The sequence below is a fragment of the Pseudovibrio ascidiaceicola genome, from assembly GCF_900114245.1.
GTDB lineage: Bacteria > Pseudomonadota > Alphaproteobacteria > Rhizobiales > Stappiaceae > Pseudovibrio > Pseudovibrio ascidiaceicola.
Genome location: NZ_FOSK01000004.1, coordinates 256082 through 282103, shown reverse-complemented (window position 1 = coordinate 282103; position 26022 = coordinate 256082). Strand labels below are relative to the sequence as shown.

Genomic DNA, 26022 nt, shown 5'->3' with positions numbered 1-26022 from the left:
CTTTCCGCTCTACGGGAAGATATAATAAGGAAGAAACCGTGAAAACCACAACAATCCTCGGTGCAGTTGCTTTAGCAGCAGTCATGACGACTGGAGCTATGGCAGAAACTTTCAAGCCCGCAGTCGTTTATGATTTCGGCGGTCGTAATGACCGGTCTTTCAATGAAGCTGCTTACAAAGGCGCGTTGCAGTTCGAAGAACGCACAGGCATCAAGTTCCGCGATTTTGAGATCCAGAATCCATCTCAGCGTGAACAGGCTCTGCGTAACTTCGCGCGACGTGGTCTCGATCCAATCATCACGATTGGTTTCGCTCAGGCAGCTGCACTGGAGAAAGTTGCTAAGGAATTTCCTGACACGCACTTCGCAATCGTTGATTCCGTCGTAGACCTGCCAAACGTACGTTCCATTGTCTTCAAAGAAGGTGAAGGTTCATTCCTCGTTGGTCTTCTGGCAGCAATGTCAACTGAATCCGACACCATTGGTTTTGTTGGCGGTATGGACATTCCGCTGATCCGCAAGTTTGCATGTGGTTACAAACAGGGCGCGAAATACGCGAAGCCTGACATTGAAATCATTGAAAACATGACCGGAACCACCGGCGCAGCATGGACTGACCCACTCAAAGGTGGTGAACTTGCTCGTTCACAGTTCGCGCGTGGCGCAGATGTTGTGTTCCATGCAGCAGGCCTGACCGGCACTGGCGTTCTTCAGGCAGCAGCTGATGAAGGCAAGCTGGGCATCGGTGTGGATTCCAACCAGAACCACCTGCATCCGGGTTCTGTTCTGACTTCCATGATCAAAGCGGTAGATGTTGCTGTCGATAAGACGCTGACAGACGCTAAAGAAGGCAAGTGGACTTCAGGTGTTGAAGTTCTCGGCCTTGCCGAAAATGGTGTTTCCTGGTCATACGACGAGTATAACAAGCCTCTCATCACAGCAGAAATGCAGTCTGCAGTTGAACAGGCAAAGATGGATATTATTTCTGGCAAAGTAGAAGTTCACGATTACATGGTGGATTCTTCCTGCCCGTTCTAATTTAATGAAAAGTGCCCGCACTATCTGGTGTGGGCATTTTCGCTTACGGTGGTTCTTCGGAACGACCACTCCTTCCAGACTTTCAGTCTTGAAGGGATTTATGAGGGACTTGCGCCCCTGTAGCCCGAGTAGAGTTTTCAGCCTTTGGGAGCGAAGGTTGAGGGGGAAACGAGGATAACTGCATTGGGATCTGTTCTCTGCTTCTCCTGGGGGTGGGGCAACGCTTTTGAAACGGTGTACTTCGAAAGCAGGAACGAGATTGATGCGCAAGTTATTGATTTGATAGACCAGAAAGGCCGGGCAACAGTGGCTGAAAGCAATGTACCTGCCATCGAGTTAATTGGCGTAAGTAAAAGTTTTGGGCCTGTTCAAGCCAACAAGGACATTGACCTTGTTGTAGGAAAAGGGTCCATTCACGGCATCATTGGTGAGAACGGAGCGGGCAAGTCCACCTTGATGTCGATCCTCTACGGTTTTTACCATGCCGATAGCGGAACAATTAAGATCGATGACAAGACAACCACTATTCCTGATTCGAAGAGCGCGATTGCGCAGGGCATCGGTATGGTGCACCAGCATTTTATGCTCGTCGATCCATTCACAGTTCTAGAAAACGTTATTCTTGGCGCTGAGGGCGGCGCACTGTTGAAAGATGGTGTAGCAAACGCACGTCGCGAACTTAAGCGTTTGGCAGACGAATACGACATGACAATTGACCCGGACGCAGTCGTGGGTGAGTTGCCAGTTGGTTTGCAGCAGCGAGTAGAGATCCTGAAAGCTCTGTACCGTGGTGCAGACATTCTCATTCTTGATGAGCCGACAGGTGTTTTGACACCATCTGAAGCTGATCACCTCTTCCGCATTCTTCGTGTGCTGCGCGATCAGGGTAAAACAGTTCTGCTGATCACCCACAAACTGCGTGAGATCATGGATGTGACCGATACGGTCTCCGTGATGCGTCGTGGTGAAATGGTCGCTTCTCGCAAAACTGCAGAAACCTCTATGGAAGAACTGGCTGAACTTATGGTTGGTCGCAGCGTTCTTCTTGAAGTGGACAAGCCCGAAGTTGAAGTTGGCAAGCCTCTCCTCAAAGTGGAAGGCCTCAATGTCAGAGACGACCGTGGTGTTCTGCGTGTGAAGGATGTGTCCTTCGAAGTGCGTGCAGGTGAAGTTCTTGGTATCGCAGGCGTTTCCGGTAACGGTCAGTCTGAACTCCTCGCAGCTCTCTCCGGCATCACCCGTGCTGAAAGCGGCAAGATGGAGCTGTCAGGCGAGAAGCTGGATCTTTCAGAGGCACATGATGCAGCTGAAATGCGCACCAAAGGAATGAGCCACGTACCTGAAGACCGCCACCGGATGGGGCTGGTCAACAAGTTCGCAGAATATGAGAATTCCATTCTCGGGTATCACCGCGAACCGAAGTACTCAAAAGGTATGTTCCTCAATAAAGATGCGATCCGCAAGGAAGCTAAGGAACGCATCGAGAAATACGACATTCGCCCTCCAACCACCGAAATGACAGCTGCAAAGTTCTCTGGCGGCAACCAGCAGAAAATCGTTCTGGCACGTGAAATTGAGTGCAACCCGGACGTTCTTCTGATTGGTCAGCCGACACGTGGTGTTGATATTGGTGCGATTGAGTACATCCACAACCGGATCATGGACATGCGCGCGCAGGGCAAAGCTGTCCTTCTTGTATCCGTGGAGCTTGAAGAAATTCGTTCACTCTCCGACCGCATCATTGTCATGTTTGATGGCAACGTGGTTGGTGAACGCGGGCCAGAAGCAACAGAGCAGGATCTTGGTCTTCTCATGGCTGGTGTCAATCAAGAGGCAGCAGAATGATCATGAACTCCCTGTTTAACAACAAAATTTGCTTTGACCTGACATTTGGGGGAACACAGAAATGAGTAAGGGGCAACTTCCTCGTTGGGTTGACTACGGTGTTTTACCGGCCCTCAACCTGCTCGCGGCATTCATCATCTCTGGCTTGGTTGTTGTAGTAATCGGCGAAGATCCGTTCGAAGCCGTTAAGTGGCTCGTCTGGGGCGCTCTGGGGTACGGTGAAGGCATCGGCTATACACTGTACTACGCTACAAACTTTATCTTTACCGGCCTGGCAGTGGCAGTCGCCTTCCATGCTGGTCTGTTTAACATTGGTGGTGAAGGTCAGGCCTATGTCGGCGGTCTGGGTATCGCTCTGGTCTGTCTCGCCATGGACCGCTTTGTTCCATGGTGGGTGACGTTCCCATTCGCGATTATCGGTGGTGCTGTATTCGGTGCAGCCTGGGCATTCATTCCGGGATACCTGCAGGCAAAGCGCGGCTCTCACATCGTTATTACGACGATCATGTTCAACTTCATCGCATCCGCGTTGATGGTGTACCTGCTGTCTAACATCCTGATCCCTCAGGGCACGATGTCCCCATCCTCTCGTAACTTCGAGGCTGGCGGTCAACTTCCTCTGCTCAGAAACGTCTTCACAAGCTTCGATTTCGGTCAGTCTCCTGTGAACCTGGCGTTCTTCCTCGCTCTTGCTGTTTGCGTGGTGGTTTGGCTTCTTATCTGGCACACCAAACTTGGCTATGAAATCCGCAGCTTCGGTGCAAACCCGGATGCAGCAGCCTACGCTGGTATCTCCCCGGTTCGCATTACTGTTGTAACCATGCTGATTTCCGGTGCTCTTGCTGGCTTGATGGGCATCAACGTTGTGATGGGTGAGCAGACACGCTTGCTTCTCGACTTCGCAGGTGGTGCTGGCTTCGTTGGTATCGCGGTGGCGTTGATGGGACGAGGGCATCCGATCGGGATTATTCTCGCCTCCATGCTCTTTGGCCTGCTCTATCAGGGCGGCGCAGAGCTGGCGTTCGAAATCCCAACAATCTCACGCGACATGATCGTGGTCATTCAGGCCCTGGTTATTCTCTTCGCTGGTGCTCTTGAGCATATGTTCCGCCCAGCAGTCGTAGCGTTCTTCGATCGCTTCTCTTCTGACACAGCAGAAGCATAGGGAGACGGACATGTTAGACACAATCATTCTTGTTCTCGACAGCACATTCCGCCTGTCAACTCCTCTTCTGTTTGCGTGCCTTGCTGGCCTGTTTTCAGAGCGTTCCGGTATCGTTGATATCGGTCTGGAAGGTAAGATCCTCGGCGCAGCTTTTGCTGCCGCAGCCGCAGCCTACGTCTTCCAGAGCCCGTGGATCGGCCTTCTGGCGGGTATCATGGTTTCCGTTATGCTGGCATTGGTGCACGGTTATGCATCTATCAGCCAACGCGGTAACCAGGTGGTTTCCGGTGTGGCGATCAACTTCCTTGCAGCTGGTCTGACCGTATTGCTGGGTCAGGCATGGTTCTCTCAAGGTGGACGAACACCGGCTCTGTCTCCGGCAACCCGCTTTGAAAGCATCACGCTGCCATTCGCTGACACTCTGGCAAACGTGCCTGTGCTGGGTCCGATCTATGCCAATCTGATCTCCGGTCACAACATTCTGGTTTACGCATCTTTCGCTGCCGTACCGTTGACCTGGTGGATCATTTTCAGAACCCGCTTTGGTCTGCGTCTTCGCGCAGTAGGCGAGAACCCTTCCGCAGCTGATACAGCAGGTCTATCAGTAACACTGCTACGTTACCGTGCGACAATCATTTGTGGTATTCTCTGCGGGTTCTCTGGTGCTTACCTGTCTGTTGCTCAGGGCGCCGGATTTATTAAAGATATGAGTGCGGGCAAGGGCTTTATTGCTCTGGCAGCTCTTATCTTTGCAAAGTGGAAGCCAGTGAACGCCATGTTCACCTGCCTTCTCTTTGGTTTCCTAGATGCATTGGCAATCCGTCTTCAGGGCCAGGAAATTCCTGGAATTGGTGAAGTGCCTGTTCAGGTCTTCCAGGCTCTGCCTTACGTGCTGACTGTGGTTCTTCTTGCCGGCTTTATCGGTCGCGCAATCCCACCGAAAGCATCTGGTATCCCATATGTTAAAGAGCGTACATAAGGACAATAATAATGAGCGCATTTGACAAGCTTTTTGAAGAAGCAAAGGCGGCACGAGAAACCGCCTATGCGCCATACTCCAACTTCAAGGTGGGCGCTGCATTGCTCACCTCTGATGGCAAAGTCGTCTCCGGGTGTAACGTCGAAAACGGCGCCTACCCGGAAGGCACCTGTGCTGAAGGCGGAGCAATCGCGGCAATGATCCGCGGTGGCTCCACCAAGATCAATGAAGTTGTAGTGCTGGCAGACGCCGCGCTGTGCACACCATGCGGTGGGTGTCGTCAAAAACTTTCTGAATTTGCAAGCAACAAGCAGATCAAAATCCATGTCGCGAACCTCGAAGGTCTGCGTAAAACCTTCACCATGGAAGAACTGCTGCCTGCTGGCTTTGAATTGAATGAACAGATTGAGGATTGATTATGAGCGGATTTGGTAAGGAATCAGCGGAAATTGTACGCGCTGCTCGCCCAGGTGATTATAAAGTTGGGATGATCCTCGGTTCTGGTCTGGGTTCTCTGGCTGACGAAGTGGAAGACGCGGTTCGTGTGTCTTACAACCGTCTCACTGGTTTCCCTGTTTCTTCTGTTACCGCGCACGCAAGTGAGCTGGTTGCAGGCACTCTGGAAGGTGTTCCGGTCGTTATTCTGTCCGGTCGCGCACACTACTATGAGAGCGGCAACCCATCCGTGATGCGCACTCCGCTTGAGACCCTCAAGGCACTTGGCTGTGACACAATCGTTGCAACCAACGCTGCAGGCTCCCTGCGTGAAAATATCAAGCCGGGTTCTCCAATGCTGATCAACGACCATATCAACTGGTCTGGTCTGAACCCGCTCATCGGCGAAGAAGATGAGAGTCGTTTCCTCGATCTTTCCGCCGCATACGACCCAGAGCTTCGCGAGCAGCTCAAAAAAGCAGCTGCTGAAACTGGTGAAGACCTCGAAGAGGGCGTCTACATGTGGTTCTCCGGCCCGTCTTTCGAGACTCCGGCAGAAATTCGCATGTCTCAGGTGCTCGGTGCTGATGCCGTTGGCATGTCCACCGTACCGGAAGTGATTATGTCTCGCTTCCTCGGCATGCGCGTCGCAGCAATCTCCACCATCACCAATATGGGAGCTGGCCTACAAGCCCACGGCCTCTCTCATGATGAAACCAAGGAAATGGCCCCGCTTGGAGCGGCCAAGATCAAAAAGATTTTGCGTGCCTTCCTCAAAAACATGGCTTGAAGGAAATTGGCAAAATGACTGAAGCATCTATAAAAGAAACAGCAAAGCGTGCTCTCGGACTTATCGATCTAACCAACCTGAACGATGACTGCACCGCAGAAGATGTAGCAGCACTTATTGAGCGCTCTTCTACACCTTACGGGCATACTGCAGCCATCTGCATCTGGCCTCGCTTTATTAAGCAGGCAGCTGAATTGCTGAAGAACTCTCCGGTTCGCATCGCAACCGTTGTAAACTTCCCGGCTGGCGGTGAAGACACAGCAGCAGTGATCGAAGAAACCAAAAAGGCTGTTGCTGACGGCGCGGACGAAGTTGATCTCGTCATGCCATATCGCGCATTCGCAGAAGGCCGTCGTGGTTTCGCCGAAGACCAGATCAAACAGGTTCGTGGAGCAATTCCTGCTCCAGCACAGCTCAAGGTTATCCTTGAAACCGGTGAGCTGAAAGATCCTCGTCTGATCCACCTGGCTTCTGAAATTGCAATTGCACAGGGCGCAGACTTCATCAAAACCTCAACAGGTAAGGTAGAAGTCAACGCGACTCTCGAAGCTGCGGAAATCATGCTCAACGTGCTGCGTGAAACGTCTAAAGAAGATCACCGTGTCGTTGGCTTCAAGCCAGCTGGTGGTGTGCGCACTGTAGAAGAAGCAGCTGAATACCTGAAGCTAGCTGACGACTTGATGGGCAGCAACTGGGTATCCTCAGCAACGTTCCGTTTCGGCGCAAGTGGCCTGCTTGATGCAGTGCTCGCTGGCATCGAAGGCCGTGATAACGACACTAAAGAGACCTACTGATATGCTTCCTCAAGAAATCGTTCGTAAGAAACGTGAAGGCGAAGTCCTGACAGCTGAAGAAATTCAGTTCTTTGTAAAGGGCATCACTGATAACAGCGTAACAGAAGGACAGGTTGCTGCATTGGCAATGGCTGTGTTCTTCCAGGGTCTCAGTGTTGATGAGCGTGTTGCTCTGACACTCGGCATGCGTGACAGCGGTGACGTTCTCGACTGGTCCGACATCGGCGCACCAATCGTTGACAAGCACTCCACTGGTGGTGTTGGCGACAACGTTTCTCTGATGCTCGCACCTGCACTTGCTGCAAACGGTGCTGCTGTTCCAATGATCTCCGGTCGCGGCCTCGGCCACACCGGTGGTACTCTGGATAAGCTGGAAACCATCCCTGGCTACTCCGCAAAACCATCCAACGAACTGTTCCGCAAGGTTGTTCGTGAAGTTGGTTGTGCGATCATCGGCCAGACTGGTGACCTCGCACCTGCTGACAAGCGCTTCTACGGTATCCGTGACGTGACCGCGACTGTTGAGAGCATTGATCTCATCACCGCGTCCATCCTGTCCAAGAAGCTGGCAGCTGGCCTTGAAACTCTGGTTCTCGACGTGAAGTGGGGCACCGGCGCATTCATGGCGAACTACGAAGACGCCAAAGCTCTGGCTGAAAGTCTCGTTCTTGTTGCAAACGGTGCAGGTCTTAAAACCACCGCATTGCTCACAGATATGAACGAGTCTCTGGCATCTGCAGCTGGTAACGCGATCGAAGTTCAGAACGCTGTAGACTTCCTGAAAGGCACCCACGTTGACAATCGTCTGTGGGACGTGACCGTTGCAATTGGTGCAGAAGGTCTTGCCAACTCAGGTCTTGCTGACAGCGTTGATGACGGTAAGAAGAAGATGGAAGAAGCCTTCACCTCCGGTAAGGCAGCTGAACTCTTCGGCAAGATGGTCGGTGAACTCGGCGGTCCAAATGACTTCATGGAGAAGCCGGAAGCATACCTTGCAAAGGCTCCGATCCAGCGCGCAATCCATGTACCAGAAGCATCTTTGGTGACTGGTGTTGATGCACGTGCAGTTGGTCTCGCAGTTGTTGAACTTGGTGGTGGTCGTCGTGCCGCAGCGGATGAAATCGATCCTGCTGTAGGTCTCACAGACATCGCTGGTGTTGGTACGTCCGTAGACAGCGAAACTCCAATCGCCGTCATCCACGCACACACCGAAGATCAGGTAGAGCGTGCAGAGAAAGTTCTGCGTGATGCTTACACCTTCGGTTCTGCAGCGGACGTCAAAGAGTTCGACACCATCCGTGACCGTATTGCGCCTTAATCTGCGCAGCAATAATTAACTGGCAGGACAGCCTCTCACCTCTTTTGAGCAGACAATTATCTGATTGAGAGCTGTCCTCCAAAAACTAAGGAAACGCGAATGCCACGCGCAATTATGTGTGTACTCGACAGCTTCGGTATCGGCGCAGCCGACGACGCTGACAAGTTTGGCGATGTCGGCTCCGACACCCTCGGTCACATTGCCGATGCATGTGCAGAAGGTAAAGGCGATAAAGAAGGTCTGCGCAGCGGTCCTCTCTCCTTGCCAAACATGGATCGTCTTGGACTGGGTGCTGCCGCTCGTGCATCCACCGGTAAAGACATTAAAGGCTTGGACTTCTCCGGCACGCCAGAATCCCATTGGGGTTTTGCTGCTGAAGTTTCCAACGGTAAAGACACACCATCTGGTCACTGGGAAATTGCTGGCGTACCAGTCACATTCGACTGGGGTTACTTCCCGGATGAAAACCCGTCATTCCCTGCTGAGCTGATCGAAAAGATCATTGAAGTTGGTGAACTGCCGGGCGTTCTGTGTCTGACACACGGTTCTGGTACTGTTGTCATCGAGGAATTCGGTGAAGAGCACGTCAAAACTGGCAAGCCAATCATCTACACCTCTGCTGACAGTGTTCTTCAGATTGCTGCACACGAAGAGAGCTTTGGCCTTGAGCGCCTGCTGGATCTCTGCGTGAAGTGCCGCACGCTGGTAGACGAATACAACATCGGTCGTGTGATTGCCCGCCCGTTTGAGGGTTCTGCTGAGGCTGGCTTCGAGCGGACTTCAAACCGTCGCGACTACTCTGTTCTGCCACCGGCTCCAACTGTTCTGGATCGTCTGGAAGATGCTGGCCGTCAGGTGATTGCAGTCGGCAAGATCTCCGACATCTACGCAGCACAAGGCATCACCAAACTGCTGAAGGGTGCTGGCAACGATCAGCTCTTTGACCGCACTTTGGAAGCAATGGATCTGGCGAAAGACGGAGACCTCGTGTTCTCCAACTTTGTTGACTTCGACATGCTCTACGGCCACCGCCGTGACGTGCCAGGTTATGCCGCAGCTCTGGAGCACTTCGATAAGCGTCTGCCAGAGATGATCGAAAAGATGAACGACGGCGACCTGCTCATTCTGACTGCCGACCATGGTTGTGACCCAACCTGGAAAGGCACAGATCATACACGTGAGCATGTTCCTGTACTGGCTCTGGTGAAAGGCGAGAAGGGTTCCAACATCGGAAAACGCCCGACTTTCGCTGATATGGGCGAGTCTGTTGCCAAACATCTTGGAATTTCAGCTGGCGAAAACGGAAATAGTTTTCTGTAGATCCAGTAGGAAATTTTGAAAATAAGCCGGGCAAGCATTGTTTGCCCGGTTTAGTGTACCGCGATATATTTCTGAATTGCCTATGATTTGCAATTGTTAGAGTGCGTTCCGTTTGTTTGGACACAATCAAACGACGAGAATTCACTCCAATAAAAATGTTGGAGCATGATGCGTGAATGTAAATGAACGCGGCATGCTCTGAGGATGCAGGGAGAGGCATCCGTCGTGTTACATGAGAGGGGAATGCAACATGCAGGCTCGTACGTTTACTGCACAGCAAGATGGAAGCTTAACGCCTGAGATGAAACAGGCGTTCGAAGAGGATGGCTTCCTCGTTCTTGAAGGATTTGCATCGCCGGAAGAGTGCGATCAGTTGAAAGCACGCATGGCTCACCTGATTGACGAGTTTGACCCGTCAACAGTCGCGTCCGTGTTCGAAACCAATGCGCAGACGCATGCGAAGGACGCTTATTTCCGTGAAAGCGGTGATAAAATCCGTTTCTTCTTCGAGGCAGAAGCATTTGACGAAAATGGTGCTCTGACCAAAGACAAACATCAGGCACTGAACAAAGTTGGCCATGCCCTGCATGACTATGACCCTGTGTTTGAACAGTTTTCACGTTCCCCGAAAATGGAACGTGTTGCCAAAGATATCGGACTGACAGAGCCATTGCTTGCTCAGTCCATGTACATCTTCAAACCGCCTCACATCGGCGGAGAAGTAAACAACCATCAGGACTCCACATTCCTCCACACAGCGCCGTTGACCTGCACAGGCTTCTGGTTCGCTTTGGAAGATGCGGATGAAACCAACGGTGGTTTGTATGGCGTTCCAGGTGGTCACCAAGGACCGCTTCGCAAACGCTTCCATTACAACGGCGAGGGCCTTGTGATGGAGACCCTAGACGAAACCCCACTCGAAAAATCTGCAGATGATGCGGCGCCACTTGTTGCCCCGAAAGGGACGCTTGTTATCCTTCATGGACTTGTGCCGCACAAATCTGCTCCGAACCGCTCTGATAAGTCCCGCCATGCCTATGCAGTGCATATGGTAGACGGAACTGCTAAATGGTCGGATGACAACTGGATTGTTCGGGCTAAAGACAAGCCAATGCACGGATTTTAAGAAATGAGACCAAAGCAGAACGTGGTGCCACGTGCCGAACTGCACTGCCACATTGAAGGTGCAGCACCTCCAACGCTCGTAAGAAAGCTGGCTCAACGCTATGATGTAGATCTGGGTGATCTGTTCGACACCAACGGAGCCTACAGCTGGCATGACTTTACCACCTTTATTCAGCAGTACGATGTTGCAGCCTCTCTGTTTCGCCGTCCGGGCGATTATGCAGAACTGACTGAAACCTACTACAAAATGCTGGCAGCTGAAGGCGTGATCTATGCGGAAGTGTTTATCTCTCCAGATCATGCAATCAAAGCAGGCCTGAGCTACAACTCCTATCTGGAAGGCCTCATAGCTGGTCTGGAACGCGCGAAAGCAGACACAGGCATCGAAGGCCGTCTGGTTCCACTCGGCGTGCGTCATGAAGGCGCTGAGTCCGTTGAAGGTGCAGTCAAGGCCGTCATCGACAATCCACACCCAATGGTGACGGGTTTCGGTCTGGCAGGTGACGAGCGCATCGGCCCGGCAAAGGACTTCGAAAAAGCCTTTGCTATGGCCCGTGAAGCTGGTCTCGGCCTCACAGCCCATGCTGGTGAGTTCGGCGGTGCTGAAAGCGTGCGTGATGCATTGGACTACCTGAAGATCACCCGTGTTGGTCATGGTGTGCGTGCAGTCGAAGACGACGCACTGGTTCAGCGTCTTGTGGATGAGGAAATCACCCTTGAGGTATGCCCGCATTCCAACATTGCGCTCGGTGTCTACTCAAACCTGCGCTTCCATCCGGTAAACATGCTGCGTCAGGCAGGTGTGCGTATCACTCTCAACTCCGATGATCCGCCATTCTTCCACACAACGCTTGGCCACGAGTATGTTGAAACATCTCGTGTGTTTGGCTGGACGCGTGACATCCAGAAATCCATCACAAAGAATGCGCTGGAAGCAGCGTTTGTTGATGAGGAAACCCGTGCTGTTCTTCTAAAGCGTTTGGACACTTTAACTGAAGAAGCATGAGTTTTTGCTTGAGTTGAGTGTGCATAAGCAGGAAAACTGGCATAGCCGGGTTTCTTATGCTCAAAACCTCAGAGCATAGATTGCAAAAAGCCCGTACCTTCATAAAAAGGTGCGGGCTTTATAGCGTAGATCACTGGGGCATTTTAAGCTTCGGGGCAGACGTTGCATAAGGCCGATTCCGGCAAACCAGAAATACGAGTGCTTTACAGGCCTCACCAGGCAAAACGATAGGAACCGACGAAGATGGAGATGCAAGCATCGCAGGCTTTGTCCTTGCTCAACGCAAAAGCAGTCCGTGAACGCTCACATATGCTTTTGGAGCTGGGATTGCAGGGCGAACTTGAGCATTTTGCTGTTGATCTGTCTCACCTTGCAGAAGCTGCCCGCAGAACACTCGCTGCGACCGACAACACCTATCCAGATCGGCAAATTCCGTTTCATGCCCGCTGGCGCCAGTTTGAGACCGGTGGCATAGACCGCTGGGGCATGCTGGCTGGTGCACGACGCTTTTCTGATGTGCAGGGCATGGGCCGTGCAGCCTGCGATCTGGCCATTGTTTCTGCGCTGCTGGATGCTGCCGCTGGTGAGCACTGGACGTATCGCGAAGCAATCACCAACGAAACCTTCAAACATTCTGAAGGACTGGCGATTGGCTCACTGGCCATGTTCTCGGCTGGTTTCTTCTCTCACGAACCGCTGGACCCACTCAGAGCAGACGCCATCACCTTGTTCCGTCTGGATAAAGATGAACTGGCAGAAGGCCTGCAAATCACAGAGAAGAACCAGCTCATTGGGCTGGATGGACGACTGTCTTTGCTAAACCGTCTGGGAGAGGCCGTTTCCCTTCGTGACGATCTGTTTGGCAAAGAAGATGAACCACGCCCGGGCGGTCTCTTTGATATCCTCTATGAGGAGGGTCAAAAAGGCCCTCTGGATGCAGAACGTATTCTGGAACTGGTTCTGGATGGGTTAGGGCCGATCTGGCCCAACCGTGAGCAGATTGACGGTGTGATCCTCGGGGATACATGGCGCCATTCCAAGGTCACAACTCAGGACAAAACCACCAATCTTGTCCCTCTTCACAAACTTTCTCAATGGATTGCTTATTCTTTAGTTGAACCTCTGTCGTGGGCTGGTATTGAGATGGCAAACATTGATGGTTTGACTGGCCTTGCTGAGTATCGCAACGGCGGATTGTTTTTGGACACGGGCGTGCTGCGCCTGAAAGATCCGAAACAGTCCCTGAACAAACACGAAGTAAGCAGCGAGCTGGTTGTTGAATGGAGAGCGCTCACGATCGCTCTTCTCGATAAGCTCGCGGATTGGATTCGGGCAGATTTGTCTGTCTCCCGGGACCAGCTTCCACTGGCATGTGTGCTGGAAGGTGGGTCTTGGGCTGCAGGACGACAAATTGCCCTTGAAAAACGAGGTGATGGATCTCCACCCCTGATGATTATCAGTGATGGAACCGTTTTTTGATCTATAACCTTTCGTCAATTGCACCCGAAACTATCAGGTGCCTAACTAAGACACGCACTGCCATGTACATGCTGACAAAAGGCAGCTGCATATAAAAGACCCGACTGGGTTGAAAAAGAGGAACACGATGTCCGGCGCAACCGTAATCGCACACCCGCTTGTCCAGCATAAGCTGACCCACATGCGGAGAAAAACAACCCCGACGCAGGACTTCCGCCGCTTGCTGCGCGAAATCTCTTTGTTGCTGTGCTATGAAGTAACACGCGACCTGAAGATGACCACTCAGTCCATCGAGACACCTGTCGCTGAAATGGATGCACCGGTTCTGGCTGGTAAAAAGCTTTGCTTCGCCTCTATCCTGCGCGCTGGTAACGGCCTGCTGGAAGGCATGCTTGAGCTGATCCCATCCGCTCGTGTTGCACATATCGGTCTCTACCGCGATCCTAAGACCCTTGAAGCCGTTGAATACTACTTCAAAGCGCCTCAGGAGCTGGACGAGCGTCTGGTGATCGTTGTTGATCCAATGCTGGCAACTGCAAACTCCGCAATCTCTGCTGTAGACCGCTTGAAGAAGCGCGGCGCAAACAACATGGTGTTCGTTTGCTTGCTGGCTGCTCCTGAAGGTGTTGCACGCTTCAACGAAGCGCATCCTGACGTGCCAATCTACACCGCGTCCATCGATGAAAAGCTCAACGAAAAGGGCTACATCATCCCGGGTCTCGGTGATGCTGGTGACCGGATGTACGGTACAAAATAAACTTTCTTGGTTTAGAAGCGTCAGGCATCAGGTCTGGCGCTTTTTTCTTGGAGGCATCCTCAAGAAATACAGACAGAAATACCGGAGACGATACGCACATCAAAACTGTGTATTCGTCTTTTATGAGGTGTAGACCGTGTTGTAAGGTCATGCGCGCAAGGGGATGATGGAATGCCTAATAAAGCTCGTACCCGTTTGAAGGTTTGCTGTATTTCAACATCGGGCGAAGCAGCCACCGCTGTTGCTTGTGGCGCCGATGCTGTCGGCCTTGTTGCCCACATGCCGTCCGGCCCCGGTGTGATTGAAGATGACCTCATTCTCAACATCGCCCGGCAAATCCCCCCCGCTGTTGCAACCTGGCTCCTCACATCTCGCACCACTGCTAAAGATATCGTCGAACATGTGCTCACCTGCGGCACAAACACGGTTCAAATTGTCAAACCAATTGATCCGGGTGAATATCAGGAACTGCGTCTGGACCTGCCAGCCAGCACACGCATCGTGCAAGTTGTTCATGTTGAGGATGAGTATTCCTTTGAAATTGCACAGGAATATAGCCGCGTTGCAGATGCGGTTCTGCTCGATTCTGGCCGCCCTTCAGAAAATGAACTCGGCGGAACAGGCCGAACGCACAACTGGGATTTGAGCCGCCATATTGTCGAGAAACTCGACATTCCGGTATTCCTTGCAGGTGGGCTGACCCCTCAGAACATCATCGAGGCAATTGAGACTGTAAAACCCTACGGCGTAGATGTTTGCAGCGGCGTGCGTGTGAATGGTCGTCTCAACTCATCTAAGCTCACCGAGTTTGCGGCCGCTATTTCTTGCACCTGAGTCCAACTGCCGCCTCCGGAAAACCTCGGTTTTTAATTAGAATTCTTGCCTTTTTCTTGGCCTCGGCTGTATACCTATGAAAAGTAATGGGCAATACACCGAGCGATCCAAGGTAAAGGCATTCTGCTTTCGTCAGTTTGCGCACTGTGATGTTGTGCTGTCCAGAAGATGTGGGGGCGCGCGTGCAACGTTATATCTGGGTCATGGTTGTCGTCATTTGTGTCGCGTTGATCGTGCCCAAGGTGCTCGAGGAGCGCTTGCTGGGCGTCGTTGAGGTGCACGAATCTCAATCCGCAAATGAGCCTCAGAAAACCTCAAAACGCATCACCAGAATTCGCAAGTCTCCCAATGGCCACTTCATGGCAACAATCAAAATCAATGGTCATAAGACACCAGCCCTGATCGATACGGGTGCAAGTCTGCTCGCCATACCTTACAGCATCGCCCGTAAGGCTGGCATAAGGGTGCGCAACGAAGATTTCACCGTCGAAGTGCGCACAGCAAACGGCATCACGTCGGGGGTATCAGCCTCAATTTCAAATCTCTATTTGGGCTCAATTCATATACGCAACGTTAAAAGTCTTATCCTTAAAGATGAAGCGCTCTCGCAGGTGCTTTTAGGGATGTCTGCGTTGAACAGGCTTGGCAAAATCACGCTCGGAAACAAAGAGCTGGTGATCGCGCCAAGATAAGCAAAAAAATAAACCCTGCTTTCTACTGCTCTTAGACTGGCGGTATCCTTTTGTCTTGCTTGTACTAATTCTCGTTTCATAGGAGGTTGGTATGGAATGAATGACCTGAGGGGAGGCAGGTCTGCAATGGAAAGGGAAAGCAGTGGCTATTCGTGATTTCGGTGAACTGGAAAACCGGGAAATTGTCAAAGAAGTGACACTGCATGGCGGCAACCTTACCGCAAGCATCCTCACCTACGGCGCCACAGTTCGCAGACTGCAACTGGGAGATCGCGACCTTACACTCGGCTTTGATAATCTGCGTGACTACGAACTTCACTCCCCCCACATGGGCGCGACTGCAGGCCGCTGCGCCAACCGCATTGCAAACGGTTGTTTTTCAATTGGTTCTGAAGAGTTCCAGCTGACGGTGAACGAAGGCGGACGGCACCACCTACACGGCGGACACACAGGCTTTGCCCATCGAATTTGGACCATTGAGGAAGCCAGCGAAGACAGCGTTCTCCTCTCTTTGGAATCTCCGGATGGAGAAGAGGGATATCCTGGCACCGTTCAAATCACCTGCCGCTATACGCTGACCAAAGATGATACCCTGCGCATTGAGTTTTCTGGCACTACAGACAAGCCAACCCTTCTGAACCCAGCGCACCACAGCTACTTCAATCTGGGAGACCATGAGGATGTCACTAAGCATCAGATCATGATCCCGGCACGCTCTTACCTCCCTGTTTCTGATCAGCTGATCCCAACCGGTGAGATCGTTGATGTTGCAGGAACGCCCTTTGATTTCCGTGAGATGCGTGAGATCGCCGATGCGCAAGATTCTCGCTTCGACAACAATTTCTGCCTCAGACAGTTTCGCCTGAAGAAGCCCGAGCTATCCGCTGTAGTGTTTGAGCCAGAGACCGAGCTCAAGATGGAAGTCTGGTCAACCGAACCGGGCATCCAGTTCTACGACGGCAGCTCCCTCAATACCCCGGTCCCGGGCTTTGATGGCAAGATGTATGGCCCAAGAGCAGGCCTGTGCCTGGAGCCTCAATGCTGGCCGGACAGCCCGAACCATGAAGAATTTGCGTGTTCCACGCTTCAACCCACTGAGCACTATCTACAAGTAACCGAGTACCGTTTCATCTGATGTGCAAAGGAGAGACAGCACATCAGTTGTTGTAAAGGACGATAACAGTGAAGACCATTTTCTCGCCTGATCAGCTGTTGCATGCCCCGACCAAAGAAATCTCTGATGGGAAGTTGGTTCCTGCCAATGAAATCCCGTCTCGTGCCGAAATTGTTCTTGCGCATCTAAAAAAAGCGCAGTTCGGTGAGGTGCTTACACCAAACGAGTTTTCTCTGGACCCAATCCTCAAGGTGCATGATGCGGATTATGTCACCTTCCTGCAGGATTTCTGGAAGCTTTGGCTGGCTGAAGGGCGCACAGTAGAAGAGGTCTTCCCGTTCGTCTGGCCCGTGCATGGTCTTAGGCACGACATTGTGCCGGATCACATCGACGGAAAACTTGGTTTCTATTCGTTCGATGCAGGCTCTCCCATGGGCCAACACACATGGGTTGCAGCGCGCAAAAGTGCAGAAACCGCTCTGACAGGGGCAGAACTGATCCTGTCAGGCGACAACGCTGCCTTCGCGCTGTGCCGTCCTCCGGGCCACCACGCACACCGCCGCCTCTATGGTGGATATTGCTTCCTGAACAACGCAGCAATTGCCGCCCAATATCTGCGCGATCAGGGCGTTGGTAAGGTGGCGATCTTTGACGTGGACTATCATCATGGCAACGGCACTCAGGCAATCTTCTATGACCGCGCTGACGTGCAATTTCTGTCCATCCATGCAGACCCAAAGGTTGAGTTTCCATATTACCTCGGCCACGCAAATGAACGCGGCTTGAAAGAGGGCGCAGGATACAATCACAATTATCCTCTGCCACACGGTACTGCGTGGGCTCAGTGGGAGGAGGCAATGGAAGACGCCTGCCGCTCCATCGAGAAGTTTGCGCCTGATGTCATCATAATCTCTTTGGGCATGGATCCTTACGAGAATGACCCGATTTCTCAGTTCAAGCTGAAGACGGATGATTTCGCAAAAATCGGCGCACGCATTGCCAAACTAGGCAAGCCGACCATGTTTGTGATGGAAGGCGGATACGCGGTTGGGGACTTGGGCGTCAACTGCACCAAAGCGCTGAGCGGATATCTCGATACTGTGAAGGTTGGCTCCTGACCGCCTAACCCGCTCCAAATGCTGTGTTTTATGTGGTGACGGGGAAAGAACTTTCCCGCCACTTGTGTCTTGCCGCATTGCCCCTCTTGAAAGCGGACCACAATATGCGTACATCCTTGCGAACTGAAATTTCTTAAAGCGTATACCCGTAAGGTGGGGAACGGTTTACGGATAACAACACGCAAGACCACGAGGGATTAAAGCGGCACAGCCAGTTTGACGAAAGGCGGCCACTTTAAGTGATCAAAGAATGCCAGAGCAAAGTCTAAGAAAAACAAGCCTTCTGTGGTTATTTTGTAATCCGTTTGGACGCATCTCCAAAGGCGTCTACTGGCTGGCAACAGCACTGATCTTCTGTATTCTATCCATCGCAGTAAACGTCGCCACAAGTTCGCTTGCCGACACCTATATCGATAACGGAACATCAGATCTCACATTGGCGCAGGCCTACAGTGATCTGCTGACCACGAATCCGTTGCTGTATCCGCTGCTGCTTGTTGCAAACTTCATGGTGTTTATGCTGGTGATCAAACGGCTACAGGACCGCGGTGTCACTGGCTTCGTCGCGCTGACACTCTTCTTGCCATTCCTGAACCTTCTGGTGCCAATCATCGTTGGTTTCCTAAAGAGCCAGGAAGGCCCGAATAAATACGGTCCAGCATCCAACACTCGCCCATTCCAACGTAAAAAATAAGCGTTTATGTTGAGATTTTGCGTTGCTATGTGCCAGTGAAAATCACGAAGTGCTGGCAACTCGTGATTGACCATCAGGCGCAGCACAGCTAAATCTCGAAGCATGACTGATACGCTTTCTCCTGCGGTACAGATCTGCCGCGACCTAATCCGCTGTCCAAGTGTCACACCAGCTGAAGGTGGTGCCCTCACCACGCTCGAAAAGCTGCTCGCTGATGCCGGTTTCGACGTCTCCCGTGTGATGTTCTCCGACGAGAACACACCCAACATCGAGAACCTGTTCGCAACCATCGGTTCCGGCAAACCACACTTTGTGTTTGCAGGCCACACTGATGTTGTGCCAGTTGGAGATGAAGCAGCCTGGACCCACGGCCCGTTTGACGGCACCATCGCTGATGGCATGCTTCACGGTCGCGGAACCGCAGATATGAAGGGCGGCGTTGCTGCCTTTGCCGCCGCTGCAATTGATTACGTCAAGGCGCATCCAAATGGCATTCCGGGACAGATCTCATTCCTGATCACAGGGGATGAAGAAGGCCCAGCCATCAATGGCACCGTGAAGCTTCTGGAATGGGCTAAAGAACAGGGTCACGTCTTTGACGCTTGTATCGTTGGCGAACCAACCAACCCGGATGCACTGGGCGATGCCATCAAAGTTGGCCGCCGCGGATCTCTGACAGGCACGGTCAAAGTCAACGGAACCCAAGGCCATGTTGCCTATCAGCACCTTGCGGACAATCCAGTCCCGGGCATGCTCAAACTTCTGAGTACGGTTGCTGAGGTCGAGCTGGACCAAGGCAACGAGCGGTTCCAGCCATCCAATCTGGAAATCACCACGGTTGACGTTGGCAACACCGCGACCAACGTCATTCCAGCCCACGTCATGGCGAAATTCAACATTCGCTTCAACGATCAGTGGTCCGTCAGCTCTCTGAGCCAGCACATTGAGAAGCTTCTGAACGATGCTGCACCGGAAGGTCTAGACTGGAGTATTGAGTTCGCCAGAGAAGCCACCGACAGCTTCCTGACCCACGATGAAGCGTTGATCCAGACCCTGTCCAATTCCATCAAGACGGTTACTGGTCGCACACCTGAGCTGTCCACCGGCGGCGGAACCTCAGATGCACGCTTCATCAAGAATTACTGTGCTGTAGTCGAGTTCGGCCTTGTCGGCCAGACCATGCACAAGGTTGATGAACACGTTGCTGTAGCTGACATTGAGCAGCTTGCAGACATTTACCTCCGCTTCCTGCAAGATTACTTTCAGGCTTAAGCTAATAAGGAACAGGGTGTTGTGATGGTTCTTGGCACACAGGAAATTCGCCAGTCCTGCATTGCATCCTGGAGGATCATGAGGGGTGAGACAGAAGCGTTACAGCAGTTTGATTTGTCTGCTGATGGCTTCTGGCGCTCCTTTCTGGTCATCTTCCTCCTGCTTCCGTTTTATCTGCTAAGCCTGATTGCAGAACATGCATTGATGGTGGAGCACTTCGCGATGCAAGGGCAAGAGAACGCTGAGTTGGCTGTTGGTGGTTTCCAACTCTATCTCGGCAAGTTCCTTTCCCTTTTTGTTGACTGGATTACATTCCCTATCTTTGTCGGGTTTCTCGCTGGGTCGTTGGGGCTGAAACGCAACTACGGTCCATACATCATCGTTCGCAACTGGAGCACACTCATTATCCTGCTCCCGCAGACGGTTCTGTATCTGCTTTATATGGCTGGGATTATTCCATCGGAGCTGCTGGTTATGTTGACCTTCCCGATCATCGGATGGGTGCTGTGGTACAGGTTCCAGATTGCACGTGTGGCAGGTGGTTGCAGCTTCTCAATCTCAATCGGACTAGTGGTTCTGGATCTGGTGCTTTCCATCCTGATCAGCGCCTCTTTTACTCGCCTGTTTGCCTAGCTAAACCTGTTTTTCGCCGCCCCTTTAAATTTTCAGTAGCGCTCATCCCAGTTTCCGCGCACACTTGACGTGGAGGAAAATTGGGAGGGACGGAATGTCAGACAATCATCTGACTGTGCCTACGGGCGCGCAAAACTCACAGCATAAACTGGCGAAGCCTATCGTTCGTCAGGTTACCCTGGAGGATATAACAAGCTCCCTGAAGCTTGGAATTCTGGACTTTGTGAAGACGCCTGTTATTGGTCTGACCTTTGGCGCCTTCTTTGTCGTCGGAGGGGTACTGGTCACGCTGCTCTCGTTCTGGGTGGACATGAGCTACATCAGCTACCCATTGGCCTGCGGCTTTCTGCTGTTAGGACCATTTGCAGCTTTGGGGCTCTATGAGGTTTCCAGACGACTGCAGGCAGGCGAGACACCGCGCATGAGCGGCCTGTTTACGTTGATGTGGGAGCAACGCCGCGGCGAGATTGCGTGGATGGCCTTTGTCGTCATCTTCATCCAGTTCCTATGGATGTTTAAGGTTCACCTGTTGCTCGCGCTTTTCTTGGGGATGCAGGGTTACGGTACATTCTTGCAATTCGCTCAGACGATCTTTGAAACTTCAGACGGTGTCTTGTTCTTGATCGCAGGTCACCTTGTCGGAGCGTTTTTCGCCATTCTGTTGTTCGCGGTCAGTGTCGTGTCATTCCCGATGCTGCTGGACACGGAAGTGGATTTCGTGACTGCAATGATCACAAGCTTCAAGGTGGTGACGGGAAGTCCGGTGATCATGGTGGGCTGGGGATTGCTTATCACGGCGATATTGATGGCTTCAATGATCCCTATGTTTGTCGGCTTACTGGTTACATTGCCAGTGCTCGGCCACACAACGTGGCACCTTTACAAACGGGTCGTGTCATTCGAAGAAAAGTAAGCTTATGTAACCGGAGGTGGACGGCCTCCGGTTTCCTACTAAGCTAACAGGTTGAAGAAAACCTAGTCTTCTTCATCCGCTGGGGCTTCATCAGCACCAACGCTCTTCAAGCTATCTTGATAGGTAAGGAACGACGCCTCATCTTCTTCTGGGGTGCGATAATCGACCTGCGTAAGATAAAGCCCCTCAGGCACGGCAACAGGTCCACACGCCTGCCTGTCACAGGCTTCGAGTGCCGCCTTCAGATCGTCCTTAGTCCAGCGCCCTTCACCTACGAGGCGTAGGCTCCCCACCATGGAGCGAACCTGATTGTGAAGGAAAGATCGGGAACTGCATTCAAGGAACACGTGATATCCTTGACGATAAACGCAGATTCGTTCCATCGTCTTCCATGGGCTCTTCGCCTGACAACGCGTATGGCGGAAGGTTGTGAAATCATGATGACCCAGAAGCACTTGAGCAGCCTCATTCATAGCCTCCGCATCCAGCTCAGGCTTCACATGCCATGCCAGCCCAAGGTCGTGGGTCAGTGGTTCCAGGCGGTTCGCGATCTTAAAGCGGTAATGGCGGCGGATTGCTGAAAACCGGGCATCAAAACCAAGGCCTGCCTTCTCGCAAGCCAGAATAGCAACAGGGTCCGGTTGCGCATGAAAGTTCAGCGCATTCTTCACTGTTTCTGCAGGCCAATCCTTTGCAAGATCCAGATGCGCCACCTGTCCAGTCGCATGCACACCAGAATCCGTGCGTCCGGCTCCGCCAATGGTGACGGTCTCGCCCGTGAAAGACTTGATTGCGCGCTCAATAACACCTTGGGCTGTCGGCCCGTTGTCCTGACGCTGCCAGCCAACAAAAGGGCGTCCGTCATAATCAATGGTAATTTTGTAACGCGGCATTCTTGTTCTTTGCAAAGGTTAGGCAAGCAGACTGTAAGCCAGTTTGCAGGGCATGAGACAGGCATGAGCCTGCAGGATATCTCTGAAATTTTGCGCTGTACTATCAGATTTGAAAGGGCAAGACCAGACCTGACGGTAAGCCTGAAAGGAACCTATTCGAACTCTCGGAAAGGAGTTGCATAGGTAACCTCAACCGGCAGGTCTTCGCGCCCCGCCTGCGTAAAAGGCAATGCCATGAAGATTGGCCCGGCATACGGCCCTTGCACCTTCTTTGCCAGCTCGCTGTCAAAGCCAAAGCGGGAGTAGTAATCAGGAGATCCCAACACTAGAACCAGATCTTCCCCCAGCCCTTGTAAGTCATCCAGAGCTTCCTGAATGAGCTTCGTGCCTACGCCCTTGTTTTGAGAGGCGGGATCAACGCAAACTGGTGCAAGACAGCTGATTTTCAGGCGGTGTCCTTCTCCCGTACCCGTCACACGAGAAAACGCGAGGTGGCCGAGCAATTTGCCATCATCATCCGTCGCAATCCGCTCAAGAACCAGCGCACCACAAGCACGCAGTCGCTCAACCAGACGTCCTTCGTTGCTCTGACCAAAGGCTTTGACGAGCAAAGACAAAATGGCAGGCTCGTCTTTCTTTTCAGGCGTACGGAGACCAACTTGATCCTCCCCAATCTGGTGGAATTCAACCATGATGCCTCCGTGTTTCCTGATGTTTCTTAAGAAAAGCCTATATGATTAATCAGGGTCAGGAAACCATGTCTCCGGCACTAAGCTTAGAGCCACGTAAAAATTCCTCAGCAGACATCGCCTTTTTACCAGCTCGTTGAACCTGAACCAGCTTGATCGCGCCAGAACTGCACGCAATCGTCAGCGTGGTATCGTCAACAACCAGAACCTCACCAGCTGCACCAGAACCATCAGCTAAGCTGCTGCGCAGGATTTTCACGCGCTCAGGGTTCTTGCCGCCCAAATCCATCTCACACCATGCGCCAGGGAACGGAGACAGGCCACGAATGTGGTTGTGCACCTGTTCAGCTGGCAATGACCAGTCGATGCGTGTTTCGCTTTTCTGGATCTTCTTGGCGTAGGTCACGCCCTCTTCAGGTTGAGGTGTAGACCCAAGACCACCACGAGACAGAGCAGAAAGTGCACGCATCATCAAATCGCCGCCCAAAGCAGACAGGCGGTCATGCAGCTCGCCTGCTGTCATGTCCGGGGTGATTGCGACGGTCTCAGACATGCAGACCGGCCCAGTGTCCAGTCCTTCTTCCATCTGCATCACCTGAATGCCGGAAGCTTTGTCTCCAGCCATGATTGCACGGTTGATAGGCGCAGCACCGCGCCAGCGTGGAAGCAGCGAGGCATGGCCATTCAAACAGCCGTGCTCGGTGCCGTCCAGAATGGCTTTCGGCAGCAGCAAGCCATAAGCGACCACAACAGCCACATCCGCTTCAAAGGAGCGGAACCGTTCCTGCTCTTCTTCGCTCTTCAGTGATGTTGGTGTGAAAACAGGAATACCGAGGCTTTCAGCAGCTTCGTGCACAGGCGTCTTTTTCAGCTCCATGCCGCGTCCGGCTTTGCGTGGTGGCTGCGAGTAACAAGCGACCACATCCCAACCTTGCCCGACGATCTCAAAGAGTGTCGGAACGGAGAAATCAGGAGTACCCATAAAGATGACGCGCAATGACATAGCTGACCTGCTTGGCTGTAATTCTTGTATTCCAGACTTAATGCGTCAGCTGGTAGGGAAGGACAAGGAAAAAACAACAAAAAAAGCGGCTCTCCAAAGAAGGCCGCTTAATCCACTCGCAATGTCAGGATGATCAGGCTTGTTTTGCCTGCTTGATCATCTTCTTCACGATCCGGTCACGCTTCAGTCGGGACAGGTAATCGATGAACAGCACACCGTTCAGATGGTCCAGCTCATGCTGAATGCAGGTTGCCAGCAAACCGGCAGCTTCAATTTCCTGCTTCTCGCCTTCAACGTTAAGGAAGGAAACGCGCACTTCGCTTGGACGCTCAACATCCTCATAAACACCAGGAATGGACAAGCAGCCCTCCTGATAAGTGCTCTTCTCCTCAGAAGACCAGGTGATCTCTGGGTTGATGAACACCATTGGCTGTTTCTCAACGGAATCGTCTTCTTCGCTCTCGCGCTCTGCAACATCAAGAACGAACATACGTTTCAAAACGCCAATCTGACTTGCTGCAAGGCCAATGCCCGGCGCGTCATACATGGTCGCCAGCATGTCGTCGGCAAGTTTTCTGATTTCGTCGTTGATGTCTTCAATCGGAGTGCACTTCTCGCGAAGGCAGTTTTCCGGGACAAATTTTATCTCGCGAATCGTCATAATTACTTTTGAAGTTGTTCTCGTTGCAAAGCTGTCTGCTCAACGTGAGGCCAGCTGATAGTGTTGTTTAGGCTTCATATCCTCTTATAAGAACTTTGCCAAGTCGTTGACTATAGGCTTTTGGTTAGCGGCTATTAATGGATACTCCCCATCAATTGAAGGATGTGGGTTGCAGTGCATCCAAGAAAGCTGAGAGGTATCGCGGTGTTGCAAAGTGTTCTATGTTTGTTTCATGGAACAGACAGTCTTCACATACGGTGCATTCACCCTCTCATATATTCAGGCAACCATAGTCAGTGGGGGCCTTTTTTTCCTTTTGCTGCTCATCTGGATCATGAGCCTGCGCGCAAAACTGAACAAAGTGCGTGGTACATCGGTGTTGGAGCAAAAGCGGGCAGAATACACAGAAGCCGCGCTGGCAGATCTGGTCCGCTCTCAAGGAGAAATGACAGGCCGTATGCAAACCATGGCAGAGGTTTTTGGCTCTCGTCAGTCAGATCTGATGCGTGTGGTGAATGATCGACTTGATGGTCTTGGCAAAACGCTGGGTGCGTCTGTTCTGGAAACCCATCGCCAAACCCATGCCAGTTTGACAGGCCTGCAGGAGCGCATGGCACTGCTCGACAAAGCGAATAAAACCATGGGTGAGCTGGCAGGGCAGGTGACTGACCTGCAGATGGTTTTGAATGACAAACAAACCCGCGGTGCATTTGGCCAAGGACGAATGGAGGCAATCATTGATGACGCATTGCCACCAACAAGCTTCTCGTTTCAAAGCTCACTCTCCAATCGCTCACGACCTGACTGCCTGATCCATATGCCAACTGGCGCACCGCCGCTTGTGGTGGATGCCAAGTTCCCTCTGGAAGCTTTCGCTGCCATCAAGGATGCAGAAACCAAGCAGGACTTGAAAGAAGCTGCCGCTCGCTTCCGAAAGGATATCTCCAAGCATCTCGAAGACATTGCAGGTAAATACCTTCTCCCGGGAGAAACACAGGACACGGCGCTTATGTTCGTGCCCTCTGAGAGCCTCTTTGCTGAGATCCACGAAGGCTTCCCAGACCTGACGCAAAAAGCCCACCGCCTGCGCGTGGTCATCGTCTCACCGTCTCTACTTGTCCTTGCTGTGCAGGTTATCCAATCTGTGCTGCGCGATGCCCGCATGCGTGAACAGGCTCATCTCATTCAGGCTGAAGTTGGCAAGCTCCTGCTGGATGTTGGCCGTCTGACAGAGCGTGTCTCCAAACTGCAAACCCATTTTGCCCAGACCAACAAAGATCTGGATCAGATCATGATCTCAGGCGACAAAATCGGAAATCGAGCTCGCAAGATTGATGAGATGCAATTGGGCGGCAAAGCAACAGATCACGTCTCCTCAGCTGCATCACAAGCCCCACAAACAACACACCTTGCAGAAGATGAGTTGCCATCGCCCTTTCAGTTTGATCGGCGGTAA

Annotated in this window: 26 protein-coding genes; 22 read left to right on the top strand and 4 right to left on the bottom strand. The window is 52.2% G+C overall.

Features of this window, described 5'->3' with window-relative positions; all coding sequences use genetic code 11:
- Positions 1-38: 38 nt before the first annotated feature.
- The 21 genes from BM231_RS09855 to BM231_RS09755 all read left to right on the top strand — a co-directional run bounded on the left by BM231_RS09855 (position 39) and on the right by BM231_RS09755 (position 21320).
- Entirely contained in the window at positions 39-1037 is a 999-nt protein-coding gene (locus BM231_RS09855) for a BMP family lipoprotein (RefSeq protein ID WP_082596979.1), read from the top strand.
- Between the two features lie 306 nt (positions 1038-1343).
- On the top strand, positions 1344-2882 hold the full coding sequence (locus BM231_RS09850) for an ABC transporter ATP-binding protein (RefSeq protein ID WP_093519166.1): 1539 nt from the start codon (positions 1344-1346) through the stop codon (positions 2880-2882).
- 61 nt (positions 2883-2943) lie between these two features.
- Positions 2944-4047 carry an ABC transporter permease gene (locus tag BM231_RS09845; protein WP_093518899.1) on the top strand — a complete coding sequence of 368 codons (1104 nt, stop codon included), beginning with the start codon at positions 2944-2946 and terminating at the stop codon, positions 4045-4047.
- Positions 4048-4057: 10 nt separating this feature from the next.
- Complete coding sequence (locus tag BM231_RS09840; RefSeq protein WP_093518897.1) at positions 4058-5026, top strand: ABC transporter permease; 969 nt, start codon at positions 4058-4060, stop codon at positions 5024-5026.
- Positions 5027-5037: 11 nt separating this feature from the next.
- Positions 5038-5442 (top strand): cytidine deaminase, encoded by a 405-nt coding sequence (gene cdd / locus BM231_RS09835; protein ID WP_063291339.1) that lies wholly within the window; start codon positions 5038-5040, stop codon positions 5440-5442.
- A 2-nt stretch (positions 5443-5444) separates the two neighbouring features.
- Positions 5445-6251, top strand: a complete 807-nt coding sequence (locus BM231_RS09830; RefSeq protein WP_063286755.1) for a purine-nucleoside phosphorylase — start codon at positions 5445-5447, stop codon at positions 6249-6251.
- Between the two features lie 14 nt (positions 6252-6265).
- Positions 6266-7045, top strand: a complete 780-nt coding sequence (deoC, locus tag BM231_RS09825; RefSeq protein WP_093519164.1) for a deoxyribose-phosphate aldolase — start codon at positions 6266-6268, stop codon at positions 7043-7045.
- Between the two features lies 1 nt (position 7046).
- On the top strand, positions 7047-8363 hold the full coding sequence (gene deoA, locus BM231_RS09820; protein ID WP_063305557.1) for a thymidine phosphorylase: 1317 nt from the start codon (positions 7047-7049) through the stop codon (positions 8361-8363).
- A gap of 99 nt (positions 8364-8462) precedes the next feature.
- A complete protein-coding gene (locus tag BM231_RS09815) occupies positions 8463-9683 on the top strand; it encodes a phosphopentomutase (protein ID WP_063317513.1) in 1221 nt (406 codons plus the stop codon).
- A 250-nt stretch (positions 9684-9933) separates the two neighbouring features.
- Positions 9934-10809: a phytanoyl-CoA dioxygenase family protein gene (locus tag BM231_RS09810; RefSeq protein ID WP_063291341.1), complete on the top strand. Its 876-nt coding sequence runs from the start codon at positions 9934-9936 to the stop codon at positions 10807-10809.
- Positions 10810-10812: 3 nt separating this feature from the next.
- Complete coding sequence (locus BM231_RS09805; protein ID WP_093518895.1) at positions 10813-11814, top strand: adenosine deaminase; 1002 nt, start codon at positions 10813-10815, stop codon at positions 11812-11814.
- 243 nt (positions 11815-12057) lie between these two features.
- Positions 12058-13293, top strand: coding sequence for a DUF1688 family protein (locus BM231_RS09800; RefSeq protein ID WP_063309507.1), 1236 nt, complete (start codon positions 12058-12060; stop codon positions 13291-13293).
- A gap of 127 nt (positions 13294-13420) precedes the next feature.
- A complete protein-coding gene (gene upp / locus BM231_RS09795; RefSeq protein ID WP_063309508.1) occupies positions 13421-14050 on the top strand; it encodes a uracil phosphoribosyltransferase in 630 nt (209 codons plus the stop codon).
- 171 nt (positions 14051-14221) lie between these two features.
- A complete protein-coding gene (locus BM231_RS09790; RefSeq protein WP_093518893.1) occupies positions 14222-14884 on the top strand; it encodes a phosphoribosylanthranilate isomerase in 663 nt (220 codons plus the stop codon).
- A gap of 182 nt (positions 14885-15066) precedes the next feature.
- A complete protein-coding gene (locus BM231_RS09785; protein ID WP_208860246.1) occupies positions 15067-15576 on the top strand; it encodes a retropepsin-like aspartic protease family protein in 510 nt (169 codons plus the stop codon).
- A 142-nt stretch (positions 15577-15718) separates the two neighbouring features.
- Positions 15719-16711 carry an aldose epimerase family protein gene (locus BM231_RS09780; RefSeq protein WP_093518891.1) on the top strand — a complete coding sequence of 331 codons (993 nt, stop codon included), beginning with the start codon at positions 15719-15721 and terminating at the stop codon, positions 16709-16711.
- A 47-nt stretch (positions 16712-16758) separates the two neighbouring features.
- Complete coding sequence (locus tag BM231_RS09775; protein ID WP_093518889.1) at positions 16759-17808, top strand: histone deacetylase family protein; 1050 nt, start codon at positions 16759-16761, stop codon at positions 17806-17808.
- A 250-nt stretch (positions 17809-18058) separates the two neighbouring features.
- On the top strand, positions 18059-18502 hold the full coding sequence (locus BM231_RS09770; protein ID WP_093518887.1) for a DUF805 domain-containing protein: 444 nt from the start codon (positions 18059-18061) through the stop codon (positions 18500-18502).
- 102 nt (positions 18503-18604) lie between these two features.
- Entirely contained in the window at positions 18605-19774 is a 1170-nt protein-coding gene (gene dapE, locus BM231_RS09765) for a succinyl-diaminopimelate desuccinylase (protein ID WP_093518885.1), read from the top strand.
- Between the two features lie 24 nt (positions 19775-19798).
- On the top strand, positions 19799-20407 hold the full coding sequence (locus BM231_RS09760) for a hypothetical protein (RefSeq protein WP_093518883.1): 609 nt from the start codon (positions 19799-19801) through the stop codon (positions 20405-20407).
- A gap of 94 nt (positions 20408-20501) precedes the next feature.
- Positions 20502-21320 (top strand): DUF2189 domain-containing protein, encoded by an 819-nt coding sequence (locus BM231_RS09755; protein ID WP_093518881.1) that lies wholly within the window; start codon positions 20502-20504, stop codon positions 21318-21320.
- Between the two features lie 62 nt (positions 21321-21382).
- Here the strand turns inward: BM231_RS09755 and truA are convergent, their stop codons facing one another.
- From truA to def, 4 genes are all read right to left on the bottom strand, one after another.
- Positions 21383-22213 carry a tRNA pseudouridine(38-40) synthase TruA gene (truA, locus tag BM231_RS09750; RefSeq protein WP_093518879.1) on the bottom strand — a complete coding sequence of 277 codons (831 nt, stop codon included), beginning with the start codon at positions 22211-22213 and terminating at the stop codon, positions 21383-21385.
- 152 nt (positions 22214-22365) lie between these two features.
- The gene (locus BM231_RS09745; protein ID WP_063309516.1) at positions 22366-22905 is read right to left on the bottom strand and encodes a GNAT family N-acetyltransferase; all 540 of its coding nucleotides are present in this window, start codon (positions 22903-22905) and stop codon (positions 22366-22368) included.
- Between the two features lie 55 nt (positions 22906-22960).
- The gene (fmt, locus tag BM231_RS09740; RefSeq protein WP_093519160.1) at positions 22961-23899 is read right to left on the bottom strand and encodes a methionyl-tRNA formyltransferase; all 939 of its coding nucleotides are present in this window, start codon (positions 23897-23899) and stop codon (positions 22961-22963) included.
- Between the two features lie 139 nt (positions 23900-24038).
- Positions 24039-24566: a peptide deformylase gene (def, locus tag BM231_RS09735; RefSeq protein ID WP_093518877.1), complete on the bottom strand. Its 528-nt coding sequence runs from the start codon at positions 24564-24566 to the stop codon at positions 24039-24041.
- Positions 24567-24798: 232 nt separating this feature from the next.
- Between def and BM231_RS09730 the strand changes: the two genes are divergently transcribed.
- On the top strand, positions 24799-26022 hold the full coding sequence (locus BM231_RS09730; RefSeq protein ID WP_208860245.1) for a DNA recombination protein RmuC: 1224 nt from the start codon (positions 24799-24801) through the stop codon (positions 26020-26022).